14 protein-coding genes are annotated in these 17,596 nt (G+C 66.2%); 1 reads left to right on the top strand and 13 read right to left on the bottom strand.

All coding sequences use genetic code 11. The features are described from left to right. Nucleotides 1-6 precede the first annotated feature (6 nt). On the bottom strand, nt 7-1,374 hold the full coding sequence (locus CIT39_RS00070) for an MmgE/PrpD family protein (protein WP_094976134.1): 1,368 nt from the start codon (nt 1,372-1,374) through the stop codon (nt 7-9). 124 nt (nt 1,375-1,498) lie between these two features. Between CIT39_RS00070 and CIT39_RS00065 the strand changes: the two genes are divergently transcribed. Next, nucleotides 1,499-2,614 carry an FUSC family protein gene (locus CIT39_RS00065; protein WP_094976135.1) on the top strand — a complete coding sequence of 372 codons (1,116 nt, stop codon included), beginning with the start codon at nt 1,499-1,501 and terminating at the stop codon, nt 2,612-2,614. A gap of 1 nt (nt 2,615) precedes the next feature. Here CIT39_RS00065 and CIT39_RS00060 read toward each other — a convergent pair whose 3' ends face one another. The 12 genes from CIT39_RS00060 to dnaA form a co-directional block, all read right to left on the bottom strand. Beyond that, complete coding sequence (locus CIT39_RS00060; protein ID WP_094976136.1) at nt 2,616-3,266, bottom strand: 2-hydroxychromene-2-carboxylate isomerase; 651 nt, start codon at nt 3,264-3,266, stop codon at nt 2,616-2,618. Beyond that, nucleotides 3,250-3,750: a DUF2867 domain-containing protein gene (locus tag CIT39_RS00055; RefSeq protein ID WP_094976137.1), complete on the bottom strand. Its 501-nt coding sequence runs from the start codon at nt 3,748-3,750 to the stop codon at nt 3,250-3,252. The genes CIT39_RS00060 and CIT39_RS00055 overlap by 17 nt, the downstream gene beginning before the upstream one ends. Continuing rightward, complete coding sequence (locus tag CIT39_RS00050) at nt 3,747-5,141, bottom strand: MATE family efflux transporter (protein ID WP_094976138.1); 1,395 nt, start codon at nt 5,139-5,141, stop codon at nt 3,747-3,749. Before CIT39_RS00050 ends, CIT39_RS00055 begins: the two co-directional genes overlap by 4 nt. A gap of 228 nt (nt 5,142-5,369) precedes the next feature. Continuing rightward, nucleotides 5,370-6,665 (bottom strand): UDP-N-acetylglucosamine 1-carboxyvinyltransferase, encoded by a 1,296-nt coding sequence (murA, locus tag CIT39_RS00045; RefSeq protein ID WP_094976139.1) that lies wholly within the window; start codon nt 6,663-6,665, stop codon nt 5,370-5,372. Between the two features lie 134 nt (nt 6,666-6,799). Then, entirely contained in the window at nt 6,800-7,267 is a 468-nt protein-coding gene (locus CIT39_RS00040) for a hypothetical protein (RefSeq protein WP_094976140.1), read from the bottom strand. Between the two features lie 271 nt (nt 7,268-7,538). Beyond that, the gene (gyrB, locus tag CIT39_RS00035; protein WP_094976141.1) at nt 7,539-9,974 is read right to left on the bottom strand and encodes a DNA topoisomerase (ATP-hydrolyzing) subunit B; all 2,436 of its coding nucleotides are present in this window, start codon (nt 9,972-9,974) and stop codon (nt 7,539-7,541) included. A gap of 428 nt (nt 9,975-10,402) precedes the next feature. Next, nucleotides 10,403-12,553, bottom strand: coding sequence for a hypothetical protein (locus tag CIT39_RS00030; RefSeq protein ID WP_094976142.1), 2,151 nt, complete (start codon nt 12,551-12,553; stop codon nt 10,403-10,405). Nucleotides 12,554-12,692: 139 nt separating this feature from the next. Next, complete coding sequence (locus CIT39_RS00025; protein WP_094977008.1) at nt 12,693-13,436, bottom strand: hypothetical protein; 744 nt, start codon at nt 13,434-13,436, stop codon at nt 12,693-12,695. A gap of 96 nt (nt 13,437-13,532) precedes the next feature. Next, the gene (gene recF / locus CIT39_RS00020) at nt 13,533-14,699 is read right to left on the bottom strand and encodes a DNA replication/repair protein RecF (protein ID WP_334273056.1); all 1,167 of its coding nucleotides are present in this window, start codon (nt 14,697-14,699) and stop codon (nt 13,533-13,535) included. Nucleotides 14,700-14,802: 103 nt separating this feature from the next. Then, nucleotides 14,803-15,921, bottom strand: a complete 1,119-nt coding sequence (gene dnaN / locus CIT39_RS00015; RefSeq protein ID WP_094976144.1) for a DNA polymerase III subunit beta — start codon at nt 15,919-15,921, stop codon at nt 14,803-14,805. Between the two features lie 4 nt (nt 15,922-15,925). Further along, nucleotides 15,926-16,054: a hypothetical protein gene (locus CIT39_RS00010; RefSeq protein WP_334273055.1), complete on the bottom strand. Its 129-nt coding sequence runs from the start codon at nt 16,052-16,054 to the stop codon at nt 15,926-15,928. Between the two features lie 132 nt (nt 16,055-16,186). After that, nucleotides 16,187-17,596: a chromosomal replication initiator protein DnaA gene (gene dnaA / locus CIT39_RS00005; protein ID WP_094976145.1), complete on the bottom strand. Its 1,410-nt coding sequence runs from the start codon at nt 17,594-17,596 to the stop codon at nt 16,187-16,189.

Genomic DNA, 17,596 nt, shown 5'->3' with positions numbered 1-17,596 from the left:
TATTAATTACCGCCCCAGCTCCGTCGCCTGCGCGACGCGATCGAATCGCTCCAGCGTCATGATCGCGTCGGCGAATTTTTCCGCCCGTGCATTCAGCACCGGCCGGGCCAGTGTCAGGAACTTCTGCTGCATCGCCTGCGCGTCCGGGAACGAATTCGGCTCGCCGGAGGGATCGGCATAGAGCCGCTCATGCACGCCATCCTCAGTCGTGATGCTGACTCGCGCGCCGAAGGGGTGCGTGCGGCCGACTTCGAGCCGATCGTCCTGCACCACGTCGAACTTGTTGGCGAGCGCGTCGATGGCGGCGTCGCCGAGGCGGTTGTAATCGTCCCAGCCGAACGAGCCCTGGTCGAGTGCGAGCGCGCCGGTGAAGAACATTGAGAACTGGCCGCCGACGATCGAGGTCGGGTGCCGCTTGGTCGCGGCATCGCCGGTCAGCGTGATGCCGTTGCGGTGCAGGCCGATCTCGACGCGCTTGACCTGGTCGGGTGTCAGATTGTGCTCGCGCCGCATCGCGATCAGCGCGTCGATCGCCGCATGGGTGTAGCGGCAGCTCGGATACGGCTTCACGCCGATCTTCATCGTCTCATAGGTGTTGCCGAGCCCGGCGACCGCCTTGTCGGGATGCGGATCGTCGGTATAGCCGGCGAGCAGACCGTGCTTGCCTTCGACCGATTCGGCCGAGCCGACGAAATCGTTGCGCGCCAGCGTCGCGGCGATCACGCCGTTCATCGCGGCGGCGCCGACCTGGTAGCGCTTGTTCCAGGCGCCGTTGACCAGGAATTGCAGCGAGCCCGCGGCCTGGCTGCCGGAGACGCCGAAGGCAGCGATGATCTGCTGCTCGGACAGCCCGAGCAATTTTCCCGCCGCCGCGGCCGCGCCATAGGTGCCGGCGGTCGCAGTCGGGTGGAAGCCGCGTGCGTAATGCGAGGTCGGATCGAGCGCATTGCCGAGCCGGCAGCAAACCTCATAGCCTGCGACGATCGCGGTCAGCACGTCGCGGCCGGACGCACCGACCATCTCGCCGACGGCGAAGGCGGCCGGAACCACCGGCGCACTCGGATGCAGCGAGGAATCGGCATGGGTGTCGTCGAAATCGAGGGAATGGCCGAGCGCGCCGTTGAGCAGTGCCGCGACCGCCGGGGTCCAGGTCTTGGTGTCGCCGAACACGGTGGATTCGCCCTTGGTGTCGAGAGCGAGCGCCTCCAGCATCTTCAGGATCGACGGGGTCGATTCCGCCTCGCTGCGGGCCCGGATCGCGCTGCCGAGGAAATCCAGCGTCAGCACTTTTGCGCGATCGAGCACCTCCGCCGGAATATCCTGGTATTTCAGATTGAAGACATAGGCGGCGAGCGTTGCGGTTTCGTGGGCCATCGTGTTTCCTCGTTTTGGCGCGCAAGTTAGGCGGGCTGATTTGGCCTTTCAAGCGGCCTTGCGGCCGCGGGCATCAGCCATGCTTTTGCTTGGCTGCAAGAGGATCGGACCGGGACGTTTGACCATGGCATTCGCGGGGAAGCTGTTTGAACTGGTCAGGTCGCGGCGGACGCAGCTGGGCCTGGCGATCCGGGTCACGGTGGCCGCGACCGCGGCCTATGCGCTGGCCACCGCGCTGCATCTGCTGTTGCCGCTCTGGGCGGTCCTGACCTCGCTGATCGTGACCCAGATGAGCGTCGGCCGCTCGCTGAAGGCGACGCGCGACTATTTGCTCGGCACCATCGGCGGCGCCATCTATGGCGGTGCCATCGCGATCCTGATCCCCTACTCCAGCGAAGCCGGGCTTCTGGGATTGCTGGTGCTGTCCGTCGCCCCGCTCGCCTTCATCGCCGCGATTAATCCGAGCTTGAGTGCGGCCACGGTGACAGCCGTGATCGTGCTGCTGGTTCCGACCATGCATCATTCCGATCCCATGACTTCGGCGATCGACCGCGTCAGCGAGGTCGGGGTCGGCGCCATCACGGGATTGCTGGTCTCATTCCTGGTGCTGCCGTCACGCGCGATACGGCAGATCCGTGCCAGTGCGGCGATCCTGCTCGAGCTGATTGCGGACGCCTTCACCGAGCTGCTCGCGGGCCTCACCCGCGGCCGCGACAACGACGCGCTGCACCGGATCCAGGACGGCATCGGCACCGCAATGGTCGGGCTCAATGCGATTGGCGCCGAAGCCGAGCGCGAGCGCGCCGCGCGCCTGTCGGGCGGGCCCGACACCGGCCCCCTGCTGCGAACGGTCCTGCGGTTGCGCCACGATGTCGTGATGATCGGCCGCGCCACCGTGGTGCCTTTGCCGATCGAGGTGCAGACGCGGCTCGCGGGGCCGTTGACGGAAGTCTCGACCGTTATCGCGCATTTCCTGCGATCGGCTGCCGCGGCCATGCGGCAGGGCGCCGGCGCGCCGCCGATCCATCCTGTCCACGTCGCGCTTCAGCACTACGCCGAGGCGGTCGCCGCGGTGCGCCAGGACGGCCTGATCCGCGGCCATTCCGGCGACACCGCCGAGCGTTTCTTCGCCATCGGCTTCTCGCTGGAGCAGATGCACCAAAATCTCTGCGATCTCGACCGCGTCGTCGGCGAATGGTCGGAGGCCGCGGCGGGCAAGTCGGTGCGTGTGGCGGAGTAAGCTACCGCTTCGTCAGTCCCTTGCTTTGCATGCGCCACACCAGCAGATCGATGCGGTCCTGGCCGAAGAACGGCTCGTTCTCGAACACGAAGGTCGGCACGCCCCAATGGCCGGAGGCGGCGTGGTGCTTTTCGTTTTCCGCGATCACCTGTTCGTAGCGATCCGGGTCGGCGCTGATCGCGGCATCCATCGCGGCGAGATCGAAGCCCGCGGCCTCGGCGGCGCGCGCGAGGTGATCGCCTTCGTTCCAGCCCGCCACCGAGCCGTCCCACAGCACGCGCGCGATCGCGTCGGTGAATGCGAGCGAGCGTCCTTCGAGCTGCGCCAAGGCGCCGAGGCGGGTGAGGCGGTGGATGTAGGGCTGCTCGGCCGCGACATCGAGCGTCGTCATATCCTGCACGATCGGATCGGGGCGGGGAAACCGGAATGCAATGCCCTCGTGCTCTGCGACGCGGCGAGAGTCCAGCACGACATATCGCGCGAATTGCGGATTGGCCTTCTTGAAGAAGCCGGGCACGCGCACCGCGAGCGGATAGACCGGCCGCAGGTTCACCGCGAGATCATACTCTTTGACGAGCTTGAGCGTCTTTGGCAGCGCCAGATAACTGAACGGGCTGCGGAAGGAGAAGAAAAGATCAACTGACAGGGTCATCGGCCGGCTCCGCGATCCGCCGCATCATGGCGCGGACGACGAGCTTGTGAAAGGGCATGATGAGGGCGAGGTAGGTACGGCCCAGAAGATTATGCGTCCGCACCAGCGTGGTCGAGGTCACCTGGCGGTCCGCCGCGGTGCCCGCGACATCGACCACGATGCGGAAATCGAGGTGAGAATCGTCAAAACCGGCGACCAGCCGCTCCGGCGTCTCGTTCAGCACCGGAAACAGGCCGATCAGCCCGCCCGGGGCCGGCGCGCCTTCGCCCGATGTTTTCAGCCCGAACGGACTCACCAGGATATTGCGCAGGCGTATCAGCACGTCGATCCAGCGCGGCCCGTGCAGCACCATCCTCGTGCAGGCCTCGCGCGCGTTCACAGCCGCTGCGCCAATCCCGACACGGAACGCGTCGATGAACTGCGCACCTGCCAGCACCGTGCCGGCATCGACATCAGGCGTGACTTCGTGGACTGTCCCGATCATGCCGCCACTCTGCGCGTCAGCATCCGGAAGCGCAAGATCAACAAGCCGGCATAGACGAACGAGCCGATCGACAGTCCGATCCAGACGCCGACTGCGCCGAGATCGGCGTGGAAAGCGAGCCACCAGGCGATGGGAAAGCCGACGCACCAATAGCCGATCGCGGCGAACACCAGCGTCATCCTGGTGTCATTGATGCCGCGCAGGGCCCCGCCCATGATGGTCTGGAGCGCATCGGCAATGAAGAAAGTGGCGCCAACCAGCAGCAGCGTCGCGGTCAGCTCGACCGTTGCCGCACCGGTCTCGCCGCGGCCAAAAAACAGCCGCCCGAGCTCGTAGCGGCCGAAGATGATGGCGACGGTCAGCGCGGAAACGAACGTGATCCCGAGCAGCGTTGCGACGAGGCCTGCACGCCGCACCGCGGCCTGGTCGTTGCGGCCGAATGCGTGGCCGACCCGCACCGTGGCGGCCATGCCGATGCCGAGCGGGACCATGAAAAGCACGGCCGTGACCTGGAGCGCGATCTGGTGCGCGGCGAGTGCCGTCGTCGAGATCAATCCCATCAGCAGTGCGGCCGACGAGAACAAGCCGTATTCCAGCAGAAGGGAGAACGAGATCGGTGCTCCGATCGCGATGAGCTGCCGCATCAGGGGCCAGTCGATCCGCCACAGCCGCGCAAGCGGCTGGTAATCGGCAAAAGGCTTTCGCCATGCGGCGATGGCCAGCGCAGCGAGAAAGGTGCCGAGGTTGACGATCGTGGTCGCAAGCCCCGCGCCGAACAGGCCGAGCTCCGGCAGGCCGAACAGGCCGTGGATCAAGGCATAGACCAGCACGGCGTTGACCGGGATCGCCGCCAGCGTGATCCACAGCGGCGCCTGCGGCCGGTTCACTGCGCTCATCATGCTGCGCAGCGCGATGAAGCCGAGTGCCGGCGCGATGCCCCAGGCCAGCCCGTTCAGATAGCGTTGGGCGAACGCGGCCGACTGCGGTGCCTGGCCGAGCGCAAGCAGGATCCTTTCGCCGTAGAGTGGCGAAGCCATCATCGGCAGCGAGATCAGGAACGAGACCCACAGGCCGACGCGCAAGGCGTGACGAAGCCGTTTGACGTCGCCCGCGCCAAACGCCTGTGCGGCCAGCGGCGATACTGCGGTCACCAGCCCGAGCCCGAAGGTGAAGCTGACGAAATAGACCGTGTGCGCCAGCGCCGCCGCGGCGACTGCATTCTCGCCGAGATGACCGATCATCGCCAGATCGGTCGTGATCATCGCGATCTGGCCGAGCTGGGTCAGCATCATCGGCACAGCCAGCCGCAGCGTCTCGACGAACTCTTCGGCGAGATGATTTGGCGGCACGCCGGCTTGCGGCTGCGATTGATGTCGCACGGTGTCGAGCATGGCGGGTCAATAGCACGGCCGCGCGACGAAAACATGGCCCGTGAGAACGAGGGGTGAGGTGCTCTATCCGCGAGCTCGGTCTCGTAGGGTGGGCAAAGGCGCACTTGCGCCGTGCCCACCATCTCTCCAATATTGCTACAGAGGCGTGGGCACGCTTCGCTTTGCCCACCCTACGATACTAGGCGCTTCGCATCACTTTCTGCCGTAAGGCAGAAGGGAGAAGATGCCTCAGCCCTTCCGCTCCGGCACGCGCTTGATCTTCGCGCCCAGTGCGTTCAGCCGTTCCTCGATGCGTTCATAGCCGCGTTCGATCTGGTCGGCGTTGTTGATGGTGGACGTGCCCTGGGCGCACACGGCGGCCAACAGCATCGCCATGCCGGCGCGGATGTCGGGCGAGGTCATGGTCGCGCCATGCAGGCGGCTGGGGCCTGCGATGATCGCGCGGTGCGGGTCGCACAGCACGATGCGCGCGCCCATCGCGATCAGCTTGTCGACGAAGAACATCCTGGATTCGAACATTTTCTCGAACATCAGGATCACGCCCTCGCATTGCGTGGCGGTGACGATCGCGATCGACATCAGATCTGCCGGGAAGGCGGGCCAGGGCTGATCCTCCAGCTTCGGCACGTGGCCGCCGAAATCGTCCTGGATCTTCAGCGTCTGGTTCGACGGCACGATCAGGTCGTCGCCCTCGACGCGGCAGACGATGCCGAGCCGCTCGAACCCCATGCGGATCGAGCGCAGATGCTCGACGCCGGCGCGGGTGATGCGCAAGGGAGATCGAGTCACGGCGGCAAGCCCGATCAGCGAGCCGACCTCGATGTGGTCGGGCTGGATCCGATAGGTCGCTTCTCCCAGCGTTGCCGGCCCATGAATGATCATGGTGTTGGTGCCGATGCCCTCGATTTTCGCACCGAGCGCGACCAGGAAATTGGCGAGATCCTGCACATGCGGCTCGGAGGCCGCGTTGCGCAAATAGGTGACGCCGTCGGCGGCAACCGCCGCCACCAGCGCGTTCTCCGTCGCGGTGACGCTTGGCTCGTCCAGGAACACGTCCGCGCCGGCAAGCCTGGGTGCACGGAATTCGAGCCGGTCGGTCGCGGTGACCTTGGCCCCCAACTGCTCCAGCGCCAGCACATGCGTGTCGAGTCGGCGGCGGCCGATGACGTCGCCCCCGGGCGGTGGCAGCATCACTTCGCCGCAGCGCGCGAGCAGGGGGCCTGCGAGCAGGATCGAGGCGCGGATACGCACGCACAGCTCGGGGTCGAGATCGGCGGCGCGGATGCTCTTGGCATGGATGTGAAGCGTATTGCGCCCGGTCCATTCCGCGGAGGCACCGACCGAGCGGATCAGCTCGACCAGCGTCTCGGTGTCGCGGATCCGCGGCACGTTCTCCAGCGTCACCGGATGCTCGGTGAGCAGCGCGGCGGCGATGATCGGCAGCGCGGAATTCTTGTTGCCTGACGGCTCGATCGAGCCCGAGAGCCGGTGACCGCCCTCGACGATGTATTGGATGGGCGCCAAATGGAGTCTCGCTGTCCTGATGGGTGGGCTGTTTCGGGCGGAAACTATAGAGAATCGAGCAGGGGAGCAATTCCACACTTGTTGCGGCGGAAGGCCACTCTGCGGCCGAAGAAGCCCTTTTTTTGGGCCGGCGTTTAGAACAGGCCGATGATATTCGCCACCACATAGAGGATCACGATCAGCATCAGCACGCCCATGGCCAGGAAGGAGATCTCGATGGCGATGGCGCCGGTCCCCAGCGCGGCTGCCACGCCGGCCAGGAGCCTCTCTTCGCGAAACACGAGGGCAAGGACCGAGAACAGGATGGCGAGCAGGCCGAGCGAGATCGCGCCGATCGAGGAGGTCTCCCTCAACTGGCTTCCCGTCGATTTCTCGCGCGGCGGCGCCTGATATTCGACGCCCTTGACCCGCGCGATCAGGCGGTCCTTGAGGCGGTGACCGGTGTCGACAATCACTTTGTCCGCCGGCGGTGGCGGGTAGATCGCAGGTATCACCCAATGCGGCAACACGGCCGCGATCAGCGCCAGCACGCCGACGATGCTCCCGATCACGCCGAGCCGGCGCGAGGGAAGGACAGGGTTGGTCGTTGCAGAGGCGGTCATGGCATGGCGCTTCCCGGCCCGGAACGGGCCAGCGGGTTCATGCGGTTTCGTCGCGATGACGGGTGGTGAGGTTCAGGGGAGCCAGGATTGATCGTCTTGCCCGGGCTTGTCCCGCCTGCGCGGCCGAAGCCGCTTCGGCGAGGCGAAGGCCCGGGCATCCACGTTCTTTCTGCCGCAGTTGAGACGTGGAGGGCCGGGACATAGGCGAGCAGAAGCGACGCCGTCCTCTGGACGGCTAGGCCCGGCCATGACGCTGCGAAAGCAGCGAGCCTCAGATATCGATCGTCGCGCTCAGCGAATGTTCCTGGATGAAGTCGCGGCGCGGCTCGACCACGTCGCCCATCAGCTTGGTGAAGATGTCGTCGGCCTCGTCGACCTCCTTGACCTTCACCTGCAGCAGCGAGCGTGCATTGGTGTCCAGCGTTGTCTCCCAGAGCTGCTCCGGGTTCATCTCACCCAGACCTTTGTAGCGCTGCAGCGTGACGCCCTTGCGGCCGGCGTCGGTGACCGCTTCGAACAGATCGACCGGGCCGTAGACCATGTGCTCGGTGTCCTTGCGGCGCAGTTTGCCCGGGCGGGCATAAACGTCCTGGAGCTTCACGGTGTATTCGTCGAGCTTGCGGGCTTCGATCGATCCTAAGAAGGCGTCGTCGATGAGGGCGGCTTCCTTGACGCCGCGCACGGTGCGCTCGAACTGGAAGCCTTGGCCTTCGACGTATTGGCCGACCCAGCCGCGCTCGACCTCGTCGGCGAGTGTGTCCAGGCGGGCGGCGATGTATTGCGCGGCCGCGGCGGCTTTCTCCGGGTCGCCGTAGATCGCCTTGTTGAGCACGCCGGTGATGGCGGCCTGCTCGATCACCTTGCGATTGTAGCGGGTGTGCAGACTGCGCAGGATGCCGCGGACGGCGCGGGCGTCGTCGATCAGCGAACGCAGGTCGCGTCCGGTGCGATCGCCGCCGGTGCCGGGAATATAGAGGCAATCGTCCAGCCCGGTATCGATCAGATAATCTTCCAGCGCCCGCTCGTCCTTCAGATATTGCTCGGACTTGCCGCGGTTGACCTTATAGAGCGGCGGCTGGGCGATATAGAGATAGCCGCCGTCGATGATCTCGCGCATCTGCCGGTAGAAGAAGGTCAGCAGCAGCGTGCGGATGTGGGCGCCGTCGACGTCGGCGTCCGTCATCACGATGATCTTGTGATAGCGCAGCTTTTCGATCGAGAATTCGTCGCTGATGCCGGTGCCGAGCGCGGTGATCAGCGTGCCGATCTGCTCGCTGCCCAGCATCTTGTCGGGGCGGACACGCTCGACGTTCAAGATCTTGCCGCGGAGCGGCAAGACGGCCTGGAATTCGCGGTTGCGGCCCTGCTTGGCGCTGCCGCCTGCCGAGTCACCCTCGACGATGAAGAGTTCGGACTTCGCCGGGTCCTTTTCCTGGCAGTCGGCAAGCTTGCCGGGCAGCGAGGAGACCGAGAGCGGGCTCTTGCGCGTCAGCTCGCGCGCCTTTCGCGCAGCTTCACGCGCCGCGGCCGCCTGGATCACCTTGCCGACGATCATCTTGGCTTCGCTCGGATGCTCCTCGAACCAGGCCTGCAGCGCCTCGTTGAGGACGTTCTCGACCACGGGGCGCACTTCCGAGGACACCAGCTTGTCCTTGGTTTGCGACGAAAACTTGGGGTCCGGCACCTTCACCGACAGCACGGCCGTGAGGCCTTCGCGGCAGTCGTCGCCGGTCAGCGCGATCTTTTCCTTCTTGGCATGGGCCTCGGCATAGCCGTTGACCTGGCGCGTCAGCGCGCCGCGGAAGCCGGCCAGATGGGTGCCGCCGTCGCGTTGCGGGATGTTGTTGGTGAAGCACAGCACGTTCTCGTGGTAGCTGTCGTTCCACCACAGCGCAGCCTCGACGCCGATGCCGTTGGCCTCGGCGCGCACCATGATCGGCGCAGGCACGATCGCCTTCTTGTTGCGGTCGAGATATTTGACGAACTCCTCGACGCCGCCGGAATAGTGCATCTCCTCGCGCTTCTCGACCGCGTGTCGCATGTCGGAGAGCGCGATGTTGACGCCGGAATTGAGGAAGGCGAGTTCGCGCAGCCGGTGCTCGAGCGTGGCGAAATCATATTCGATGTTCTTGAAAGTCTCGGTCGAGGCCTGGAACGTCACCTCGGTGCCGCGCCTGCCGGGCGCATCGCCGACCACCTTGAGCGGTGCGACCGCATCGCCATGGGCGAACTCGATGTAGTGCTCCTTGTTGTCGCGCCAGATCCGCAAGCCAAGCTTGCTCGACAGCGCGTTGACGACGGAGACGCCGACGCCGTGCAGGCCGCCGGAAACCTTGTAGGAGTTCTGGTCGAATTTACCGCCGGCGTGGAGCTGGGTCATGATGACCTCGGCCGCCGAGATGCCTTCGCCCTTGTGGATGTCGACGGGAATGCCGCGGCCGTCGTCGCGCACGGTGACGGAATTGTCGGCATTGAGGATCACGTCGACGCGCGTGGCGTGGCCCGCGAGCGCTTCGTCGATCGCGTTGTCGACGACCTCGTAGACCATGTGGTGCAGGCCCGAGCCGTCATCGGTGTCGCCGATATACATGCCGGGACGCTTGCGGACGGCATCGAGACCCTTGAGCACGCGGATCGATTCCGCCCCGTAATCGCTTGGATTTGAGGGCTCGTTTTCGGCAGGCGTCTGCCGAGCAGGTTCTGTCATGAGTGGCCTTCGAGATGTCGCCCGAATCAGCCGCGCAAAAGGCGCTGATTTGCGAGCTATTTGTGCCACGAAAGAGGGCTAGCGCCTAGCGCAAAGTATCTTCCGTCAACCCTTTGACTAGATGGGGTTTTTTGGCCGGTTTTCAAGGCTTCCGACGGCCAATTTCGGGGGCTGCAAAAAGCCCGATTCGAAGGCGTGTTTCGGCGTTGAATGGCGTGGATTTTGCGGGCTCGGGAGAGTGCTCCGAGGCGCCTTTTGAGGCACGCGCATGCCTTCACTATGCCCGGGCTTGTCTCGGGCATAATGACCGTTGCCATGCGGACCGAAGAACGTGGATGGCCGGGCCTTCGCCTCGCCGAAGCGGCTGCCGCCGCGCAGGCGGACAAGCCCGGCCATGACGATGCAGAGAGAGCAGGAGCGCAGCAGCCTCAATACATCTGCAGCGGCAGCACGTCGCCGCTTGGGCCGACCAAGAGGCCCCAGGCCTCGCCCGCTCCGACAGTGAGTGCCTCGGTGCGGGCGGGCTGCCCGGGCATGCGCAGCGCGTACGGGTACTTGCCCGGCGGCAGATCGAGCATCGGGCCTTTCGGCGATTGCGGGCCGCCGGCCCCGGCAGCGATCTTGACGGTCTGCTTGTTGATCGTCAGCGAGGCCTCGCTCGATCCCATATTGCCAAGCATGAGCCTCGCCTGTCCCTCCTTCGGCATGATGTCGGCCTTAGCAGCGACATCCGCATTCTTCTGCGCCAGATTGACTGTGGTCTCGCCTTTGGTACGGCCGAGTGTGAGCGTGGCCGGGCCCTGCGGTGAGGTGAAGTCGATCTTTGCGCGTTCCGCGGACACGGCTGCGCCGCCGGTCTTTTCCTGCCAGCCGAGCCTGGACAGCTCCGCACGATAAAAGGCGAGAACGTCCTGGAGCGGCGCAGGGATGCTGGCGGTCAGCTCGCGGCGCAACGGCGCCTCGCCGCCGGGGATCTTCGTGGTGGCAAAGGATTTCGACGAACGCTGCGTCGGCACGGGCAGTTGGGAGTCGGAGTCGGGCTTGAGCGGCTCGGAGGATTTGGCCTGTACTTCCGCGGCGGCCGCCGGCTTGGCCGCTTCCGTCACCAGGCCCGAGCCGTTGGCGCGGACATTCACCTTCGAACCCATCTGCATCACGGTCATCGAGATCGACTTGCCGCCCCTGGAGAACGCCATCACCGCCATGTTGGGTTGGTTGATGACGGAGGGCTGCTCCTTCCAGCCCGAGCCCTTCAGCGTCGCGCGGTAGAAGGTGCTGAGCGCCTTCACGCTCGACGCCGAGGAGAATTCCAGCCGGCCATCGCCGCCTTCGAGCCTCACGCCTTCGGCGTTTTCGGGCAGCGGCAGCGGCGTCTTGCTGTCGGCGAGCACATTGAGCGGCGCATCGGACAGGGAAGTCGCCTGCGTCTTGCGCCTGGCCTCATCGGCAGCAATGAGCTGCTGGGCAGCACCCAAGGCATCGCCGAGGAACCTCGCATCGGCCTCCTTCTTCGCCTTGGCGCGGGCGGCAAGCGCTGATTCCTTCACCTGCGCGGTCAGGCTGATCATGGTGAAATCATACTTGCGGCCGAGCCGCAGCACGCCGGTCTCTTCCACCGAGGAGATATTGATCGCGACATCGTCGCCGGGCGCGAGCGGTCCCTTGCCATCCTCGTGCCAGCCGCGCGCGGCGAGCTCGCGACGATAGAAGGCGAGCACCGCGGGCAGCTCGGCCATCGCGGCCGCCGACATCTCGCGCTTGTTGGAGCTCGCGCCGCCGAGGCCCCGCGCAGACTTGGTCGGCTTGGGGCGCGGCAGGCCGGCCATGTCATCGTCGGCCTCGAGCTCTTGGGGCAGCGCGAACGGCGCCACCCGGATCTCGACATTGGTGCGGCCGTCGTCGCGGCGCATCAGGGTCAGCATCACCGGCTTCTGCTTGTAGAACTGCGTCGTGTCGCCGCCGGGATGGTCGTAGAAGGCGCGCACGCCGTTCGGGACGGTCTCGCCGAGATCGGCGTTCGGCCAGCGTGACGCCGTCTCGGCCGTGAGCCTGCGCCATCCCATGGCGGCCATCTCGCTCCCGAAGAAATCGGAGGTCGCATCCAGCGCGCCGGGCGCGATGCAGCCGAGATAGGGCCGGGTCTCGTCGAACACGAGCTCGGTCGCGCCGTCCGGAAACGGCACGTTGGAATAGATCCGGTTCGGCGTGTAGGACACGGCGGATTGGCCGCGGGTCTGAGTGAAGGAGGCACGGAGCCCCTGCCGCCCCTTCTTGAAGACCAGCGCGGAGCTGTTCTCGTCCAGCGGGTACACATAGGGCACCCAGCCCTCCGCGCTCAGCAGCTTCTTGGTGGTCTCCGACGCGGCGGCAACCCCGCCCGGCAGGGCGTATGTCACACGATGAGTGGCCGCCCGCGAGGTGTCCTCCACCGCGCCGTCCGGCCGCGGCAGGGTACGGACGTCGACGATGCCGTCGTCTGCCGCGCTCGCGTGACGGGACGTGCTCGCCATCGCGAGAATGCCGCAGGCAAGGAGCAGCCATCTTGCCGGGGCTTGCGCCCCGCGCCGGATCATCGGCATCGTCAGAACTCCTGGATTTGGCGCGGCGTCATGCCCGCGCAATTGCAGGCTGCGGCACCATCGGCGCGGCCTCAGACCAGAAGTCGCGGCAGGAACCGGGCAGGTTCAACAGGCGGCGCGGGCGAACAGACGGCGGAGCTCAATACAGCTGGAGCGGCGGCCACGCCGCTCCGTCGCGCCCGACCGCGAGCTCCCAGGTATCGCCGGCCGCGACGGCGAGCGTGTTCGTGGTGGTTGGACGGCCACGCGCGCTCAGTTCGTAGGAATATTTGCCGGGCATGAGGTCCAGCGCGACGGCGTTGGCTCCGGCGGGGCGCGGGATGGTCCGCTCGTTGATCGTGAGCACGGCCTCGTTCTCGCCGATGTTGCTGAACACCAGCTTCGCTTTGCCTGGTTCAGGCAGCACGTTCGCGCGTGTCGCGACATCCGAATTCTTCTGCACGAGATGCACCGAGGTGCTGCCGCCATCGCGGTCGAGCTGCAGCGCTGCCGGCCCGATCGGGGAGACGAAGGCGAGGCGCGCGTGATCGGCGGTGACCACCGCGTCTTCCTGCCGTTCCTGCCAACCGAGTTTTCGAAGCTCGCTGCGATAAAAAGTCAGGACGTCACCGAGCGTTGCGGGCACGCGGGCTTCAAGCCTAGTCCGGAGCGGAGCTTCGATGCCGGGCATCACCGTGGTGTGGATTCCGCGATAGCTGTAGCGGGTCGGCGCAGGCAGCCTGGCAGCAGGGTCCAGCGTGAGCGCGGCCGAGAACAGCGGCGGCAGGTTCGATACGAAGGCGCCGGCGCTTGCCGCGAGCAGGCAGCTTCCGAAGAGCGCGAGGCCGCACGCAATGAGTTGCCATCGTGCCGGAGCTTGCGCTCCACGCCCCACCGTCGCCATGCTCATGCTCCAAGGATGTCGCGCATGGCTGAAATCCCGCGCGATGGCCGCATCTTGCAGCCTCAAGCAGCTAGTCGCGGCCGGAAACGGTCGGGTTCAACCCGGAGGCCTAGCGTCGGACGAGACCTGTCCGCTCTCGACGTCGAAGACCTCGCCTCCAGCGCCGATCTCGGTGAAGGCGGCCGGATCCGCGCCGGTCAGCCACACTTGCGCGCCGAGCTTGCGCAGCTCGTCGAACAGCGCGGCGCGCCTGCTAGGATCGAGATGGGCGACGACCTCGTCGAGCAGCAACAGCGGCACGATGCCGGTCATCTCGGCGACCAGGCTCGCATGCGCCAGCACCAGCCCGATCAGCAGCGCCTTCTGCTCGCCTGTGGACGCATCGCGCGCGGGCATGCTTTTCGGCGCATAGATCACCTGGAGGTCGGTGAGGTGCGGGCCGTCGGTGGTACGGCCGGCGATGGCATCGCGCGGACGGTTGTCGCGCAAGATCTGGCGATAGCGGTCCTCGACCGACGTCGCCGTCTCCGTCAGCAGCGCGTTCTCCATCCAGCCGTCGAGCGCGATCTGCGCCGAGGGAAAGGCGGAGGCCTGCGCGCGCGCATTGAGCATGCCGGTGAGCCTTGCTGCGGTCTGGCCGCGCGTTGCCGCGACCGCGACTGCGAGCTCGGCGGTCTCGCGTTCGATCGCGTCACACCAATGATCGTCGTAATTGCGGGTTTCGAGCAGGCGGTTGCGTGAGCGTAGCGAGCGTTCCAGCGCGTTGATGCGGCTGGAATGCTCGCTGTCGATCGCCAGCACCAGGCGGTCGAAGAAGCGCCGCCGCTCCGAGCCTGCGCCCATGAACAGCCCGTCCATCGCCGGCGTCAGCCACACCATGCGGATATGGTCGCCGAAGGCGGCCGCCGAACCCACCGGCTCGCGGTCGATGCGGCAGCGCCGGCTCACCGTGCTGTCGGGCCGTGGCGCATCGATGCCGGTGCCGAGCGTCGCCAGCCCCAGCGCGCCTTCGACTTGCGCCGAGACCGCCCAGGAGCCGTCGCCCTGGTTGTCGGCGACGTCTTCCAGCGTCGCGCGCCGCAGGCCGCGTCCCGGTGACAGGAACGAGATCGCCTCGATGCAATTGGTCTTGCCGGCTCCGTTCGGACCGACCAGCGCCACCATGTCGGCCGCCGTCTCGAGCCCCGCCGCCCGATAATTGCGAAAATGCGTCAGCGTCAGGCGATGAATGCGGGAGGGGTCATGAGATCCGTTTTCCGTCATGCCCGGCCTTGTGCCGGGCATCCACGTTCTTGGCTCCGAAGACGTGGATGGCCGGGACAAGCCCGGCCATGACGATGTAGTGACAGGTATGGATGCCGGTAGGTCACACCCGCATCGGCATCAGCACGTATAGCGCGCTCTTGTCGTCGCGGTCTTGCACCAGGGTCGGCGAACCGGGATCGGCGAGCCGGAGTGTTGCGACGTCGCCTTCGATCTGGGAGGCGATGTCGAGCAGGTAGCGGGAGTTGAAGCCGATATCGAGGGCGTCGGAGGCGTATTCGACCTCCAGCTCTTCGGTCGCGCTGCCGGAATCCGGATTGGTCACCGACAGCACCAGCTTGCCCGGCGACAGCGACAGCTTGACCGCGCGGCCACGCTCGCTCGAAATCGTGGAGACGCGGTCGACCGCGTTCTCGAAGTCCTTCTTGTCGACGACGAGCTCCTTGTCGTTGCCCTGCGGGATGACGCGGCCGTAGTCGGGGAAGGTGCCGTCGATCAGTTTCGAGGTCAGCACGACGTTGCCGATCGTGAAGCGGATTTTTGCCTGCGACAGCTCGATCGTCATCTCGGCGTCGGTGTCCTCGATCAGGCGCTGCACCTCGCCGACGGTCTTGCGCGGCACGATCACGCCGGGCATGCCCTCGGCGCCCTTGGGCTGCACCAGATCGAGCTGGGCGAGGCGGTGGCCGTCGGTGGCGACGCCGCGCAAGGTCGCGGCCTTGGGCGTGCCGGCGGCGTGCAGATAGATGCCGTTGAGGTAATAGCGGGTCTCCTCGGTGGAGATCGCGAACTGGGTGCGGTCGATCAGCCGCTTGACGTCCTTGGCGGCGAGCGAGAACGAATGCGACATGTCGCCGGCGGCCAGATCCGGGAAATCATTCTCCGGCAGGGTCTGCAGCGTGAAGCGCGAGCGGCCGGCGCGGATCGCCAGCACCGCGCGGTCGCCGTCGGCTTCGAGCACGATCTGCGAGCCGTCCGGCAGCTTGCGCACGATGTCGTAGAACATGTGCGCCGGCACGGTCGTGGAGCCCGCGGTCGCGGTTTCCGCCGGCAGCGTCTCGGTCACCTCGAGGTCGAGGTCGGTCGCCTTCAGCGACAATTTGGCGTTCTCGGCCCGGACCAGCACGTTGCCGAGGATCGGAATCGTGTTGCGGCGCTCGACCACGCGATGGACATGGCCCAGCGACTTCAGGAGTTGCGCGCGTTCGACCGTAACCTTCATTGCACTACTCGCCCGATCCCAAAGAAAACACTGCGTTGGAAAAGCCGGGCGGCGGGACGCGCGCCACGGCACCGAAGACCCCGGAAAGCCCGATCATCGAGCCGATATGACCAAAGCCGCCAAGGTCGCGCAAGGTGGCTCGGATGGCCCCCGGATTCAAGGGATAGGGGACCAGTTCCGCACGATTCCCACGATTTCCGCCCAAAAGAAAACCGCCGCCCCAGGCGTGGCCGGGACGGCGGGAGAATGGCGGGAGCTTAGGCTTCTATTCCTGAAGCTGGCGCTTCAGCGACTCCACTTCCTCGGACAGCGCGGTGTCCTTGGAGACCAGGGCCTCGATCTTGCGCACGGCGTGCAGCACCGTGGTGTGGTCGCGCCCGCCGAAGCGGCGGCCGATCTCGGGGAGCGAGCGCAGGGTCAGCGTCTTGGCGAGATACATCGCCACCTGGCGCGGGCGCACCACATTGGCGGTGCGGCGCGAGGAGAGCAGGTCGGAGCGGCTGACATTATACTGCCGCGCCACCACGCGCTGGATGTCCTCGATCTTGATCCGCTTGGGCTCCTGCGGCCGGACCAGGTCGCGCACCTCGTGCTCCGCCATCTCCAGCGTCACCGGCCGGTTGTTGAGCTTGGAATGCGCCAGCAGGCGGTTGATCGCGCCTTCGAGGTCGCGGCCGTTATGGGTGATGGTGCGCGCCAGATAGAGCAGCACCTCCTCCGGCACCTCGAAGGTCGCATGATGGGCGCGGGCGGCTGCGACGCGCGATTTGAGGATGCCGTGGCGCAGCTCTTCGCCGAGCGAGCCCATCTCGACCACGAGGCCGCCGGCGAGCCGCGAGCGGACGCGGTCGTCGAGGCTTTCGAGATCGGACGGCGGTCGGTCGGCCGCGATCACGACCTGGCGGCCGGCGTCGATCAGCGCGTTCAGCGTGTGACAGAACTCGGCCTGGGTCGATTTGCCCTGCAGGAACTGGAGATCGTCGATCACCAGCACGTCGATGCCGCGCAGCGCTTCCTTGAAGGCCAGCGCCGTCTGCGTCTTCAGCGCGGCGACGAAGCCGTACATGAATTTTTCCGCGGTGAGATACAGCACCTTGCGCTCGTTGCCGGAATTGCCGGCCCAGGTCACCGCCTGCAGCAGATGCGTCTTGCCGAGCCCGACCCCGGCGTGGATGTAGAGCGGGTTGAACATGACAGGATCGCCGCGGCGACCTTCCGCGACCTGACGCGCAGCCGCATGCGCCAGCGTGTTGGAGCGGCCGACGACGAAGCTCGCGAAAGTCAGGCGCGGATCGAGCGGCGAGCCGCCGAGGGCGTCGTGATTGGCCGACACCGGCGCGGTTGCGGTCGAGCGCAGCTCCGGCGTGGGCATGCGTCGCGTCTCGACCGGCGCGGGGGCTTCCTTCGGCTGCATCACCGGGCGCACGGCCGAACGTACCGTGAGGTCGATGCGATGCACTTCGGGCATCTCGGCCTGCCAGCACGACAGCACGCGCTCGGCATAATGGGCCTGAATCCAGCTCTTCAGGAACCGGGTCGGTACCGAGAGCCGCACGCTCTCATCCTGCACGCCTTCCAGATCCATGCGCGCAAACCAGCTCGTGTAGACGTCTTCGCCAACGTTCGAGCGCAGCCGGCTCTTCACGCGTGACCAGCGATCCTGTTCCATTGTCAT

Source organism: Bradyrhizobium symbiodeficiens, assembly GCF_002266465.3.
GTDB classification, from domain to species: Bacteria; Pseudomonadota; Alphaproteobacteria; order Rhizobiales; family Xanthobacteraceae; genus Bradyrhizobium; species Bradyrhizobium symbiodeficiens.
Note: the sequence above shows the minus strand (reverse complement) of the source record. Positions and strands in the feature narration are given on the sequence as shown.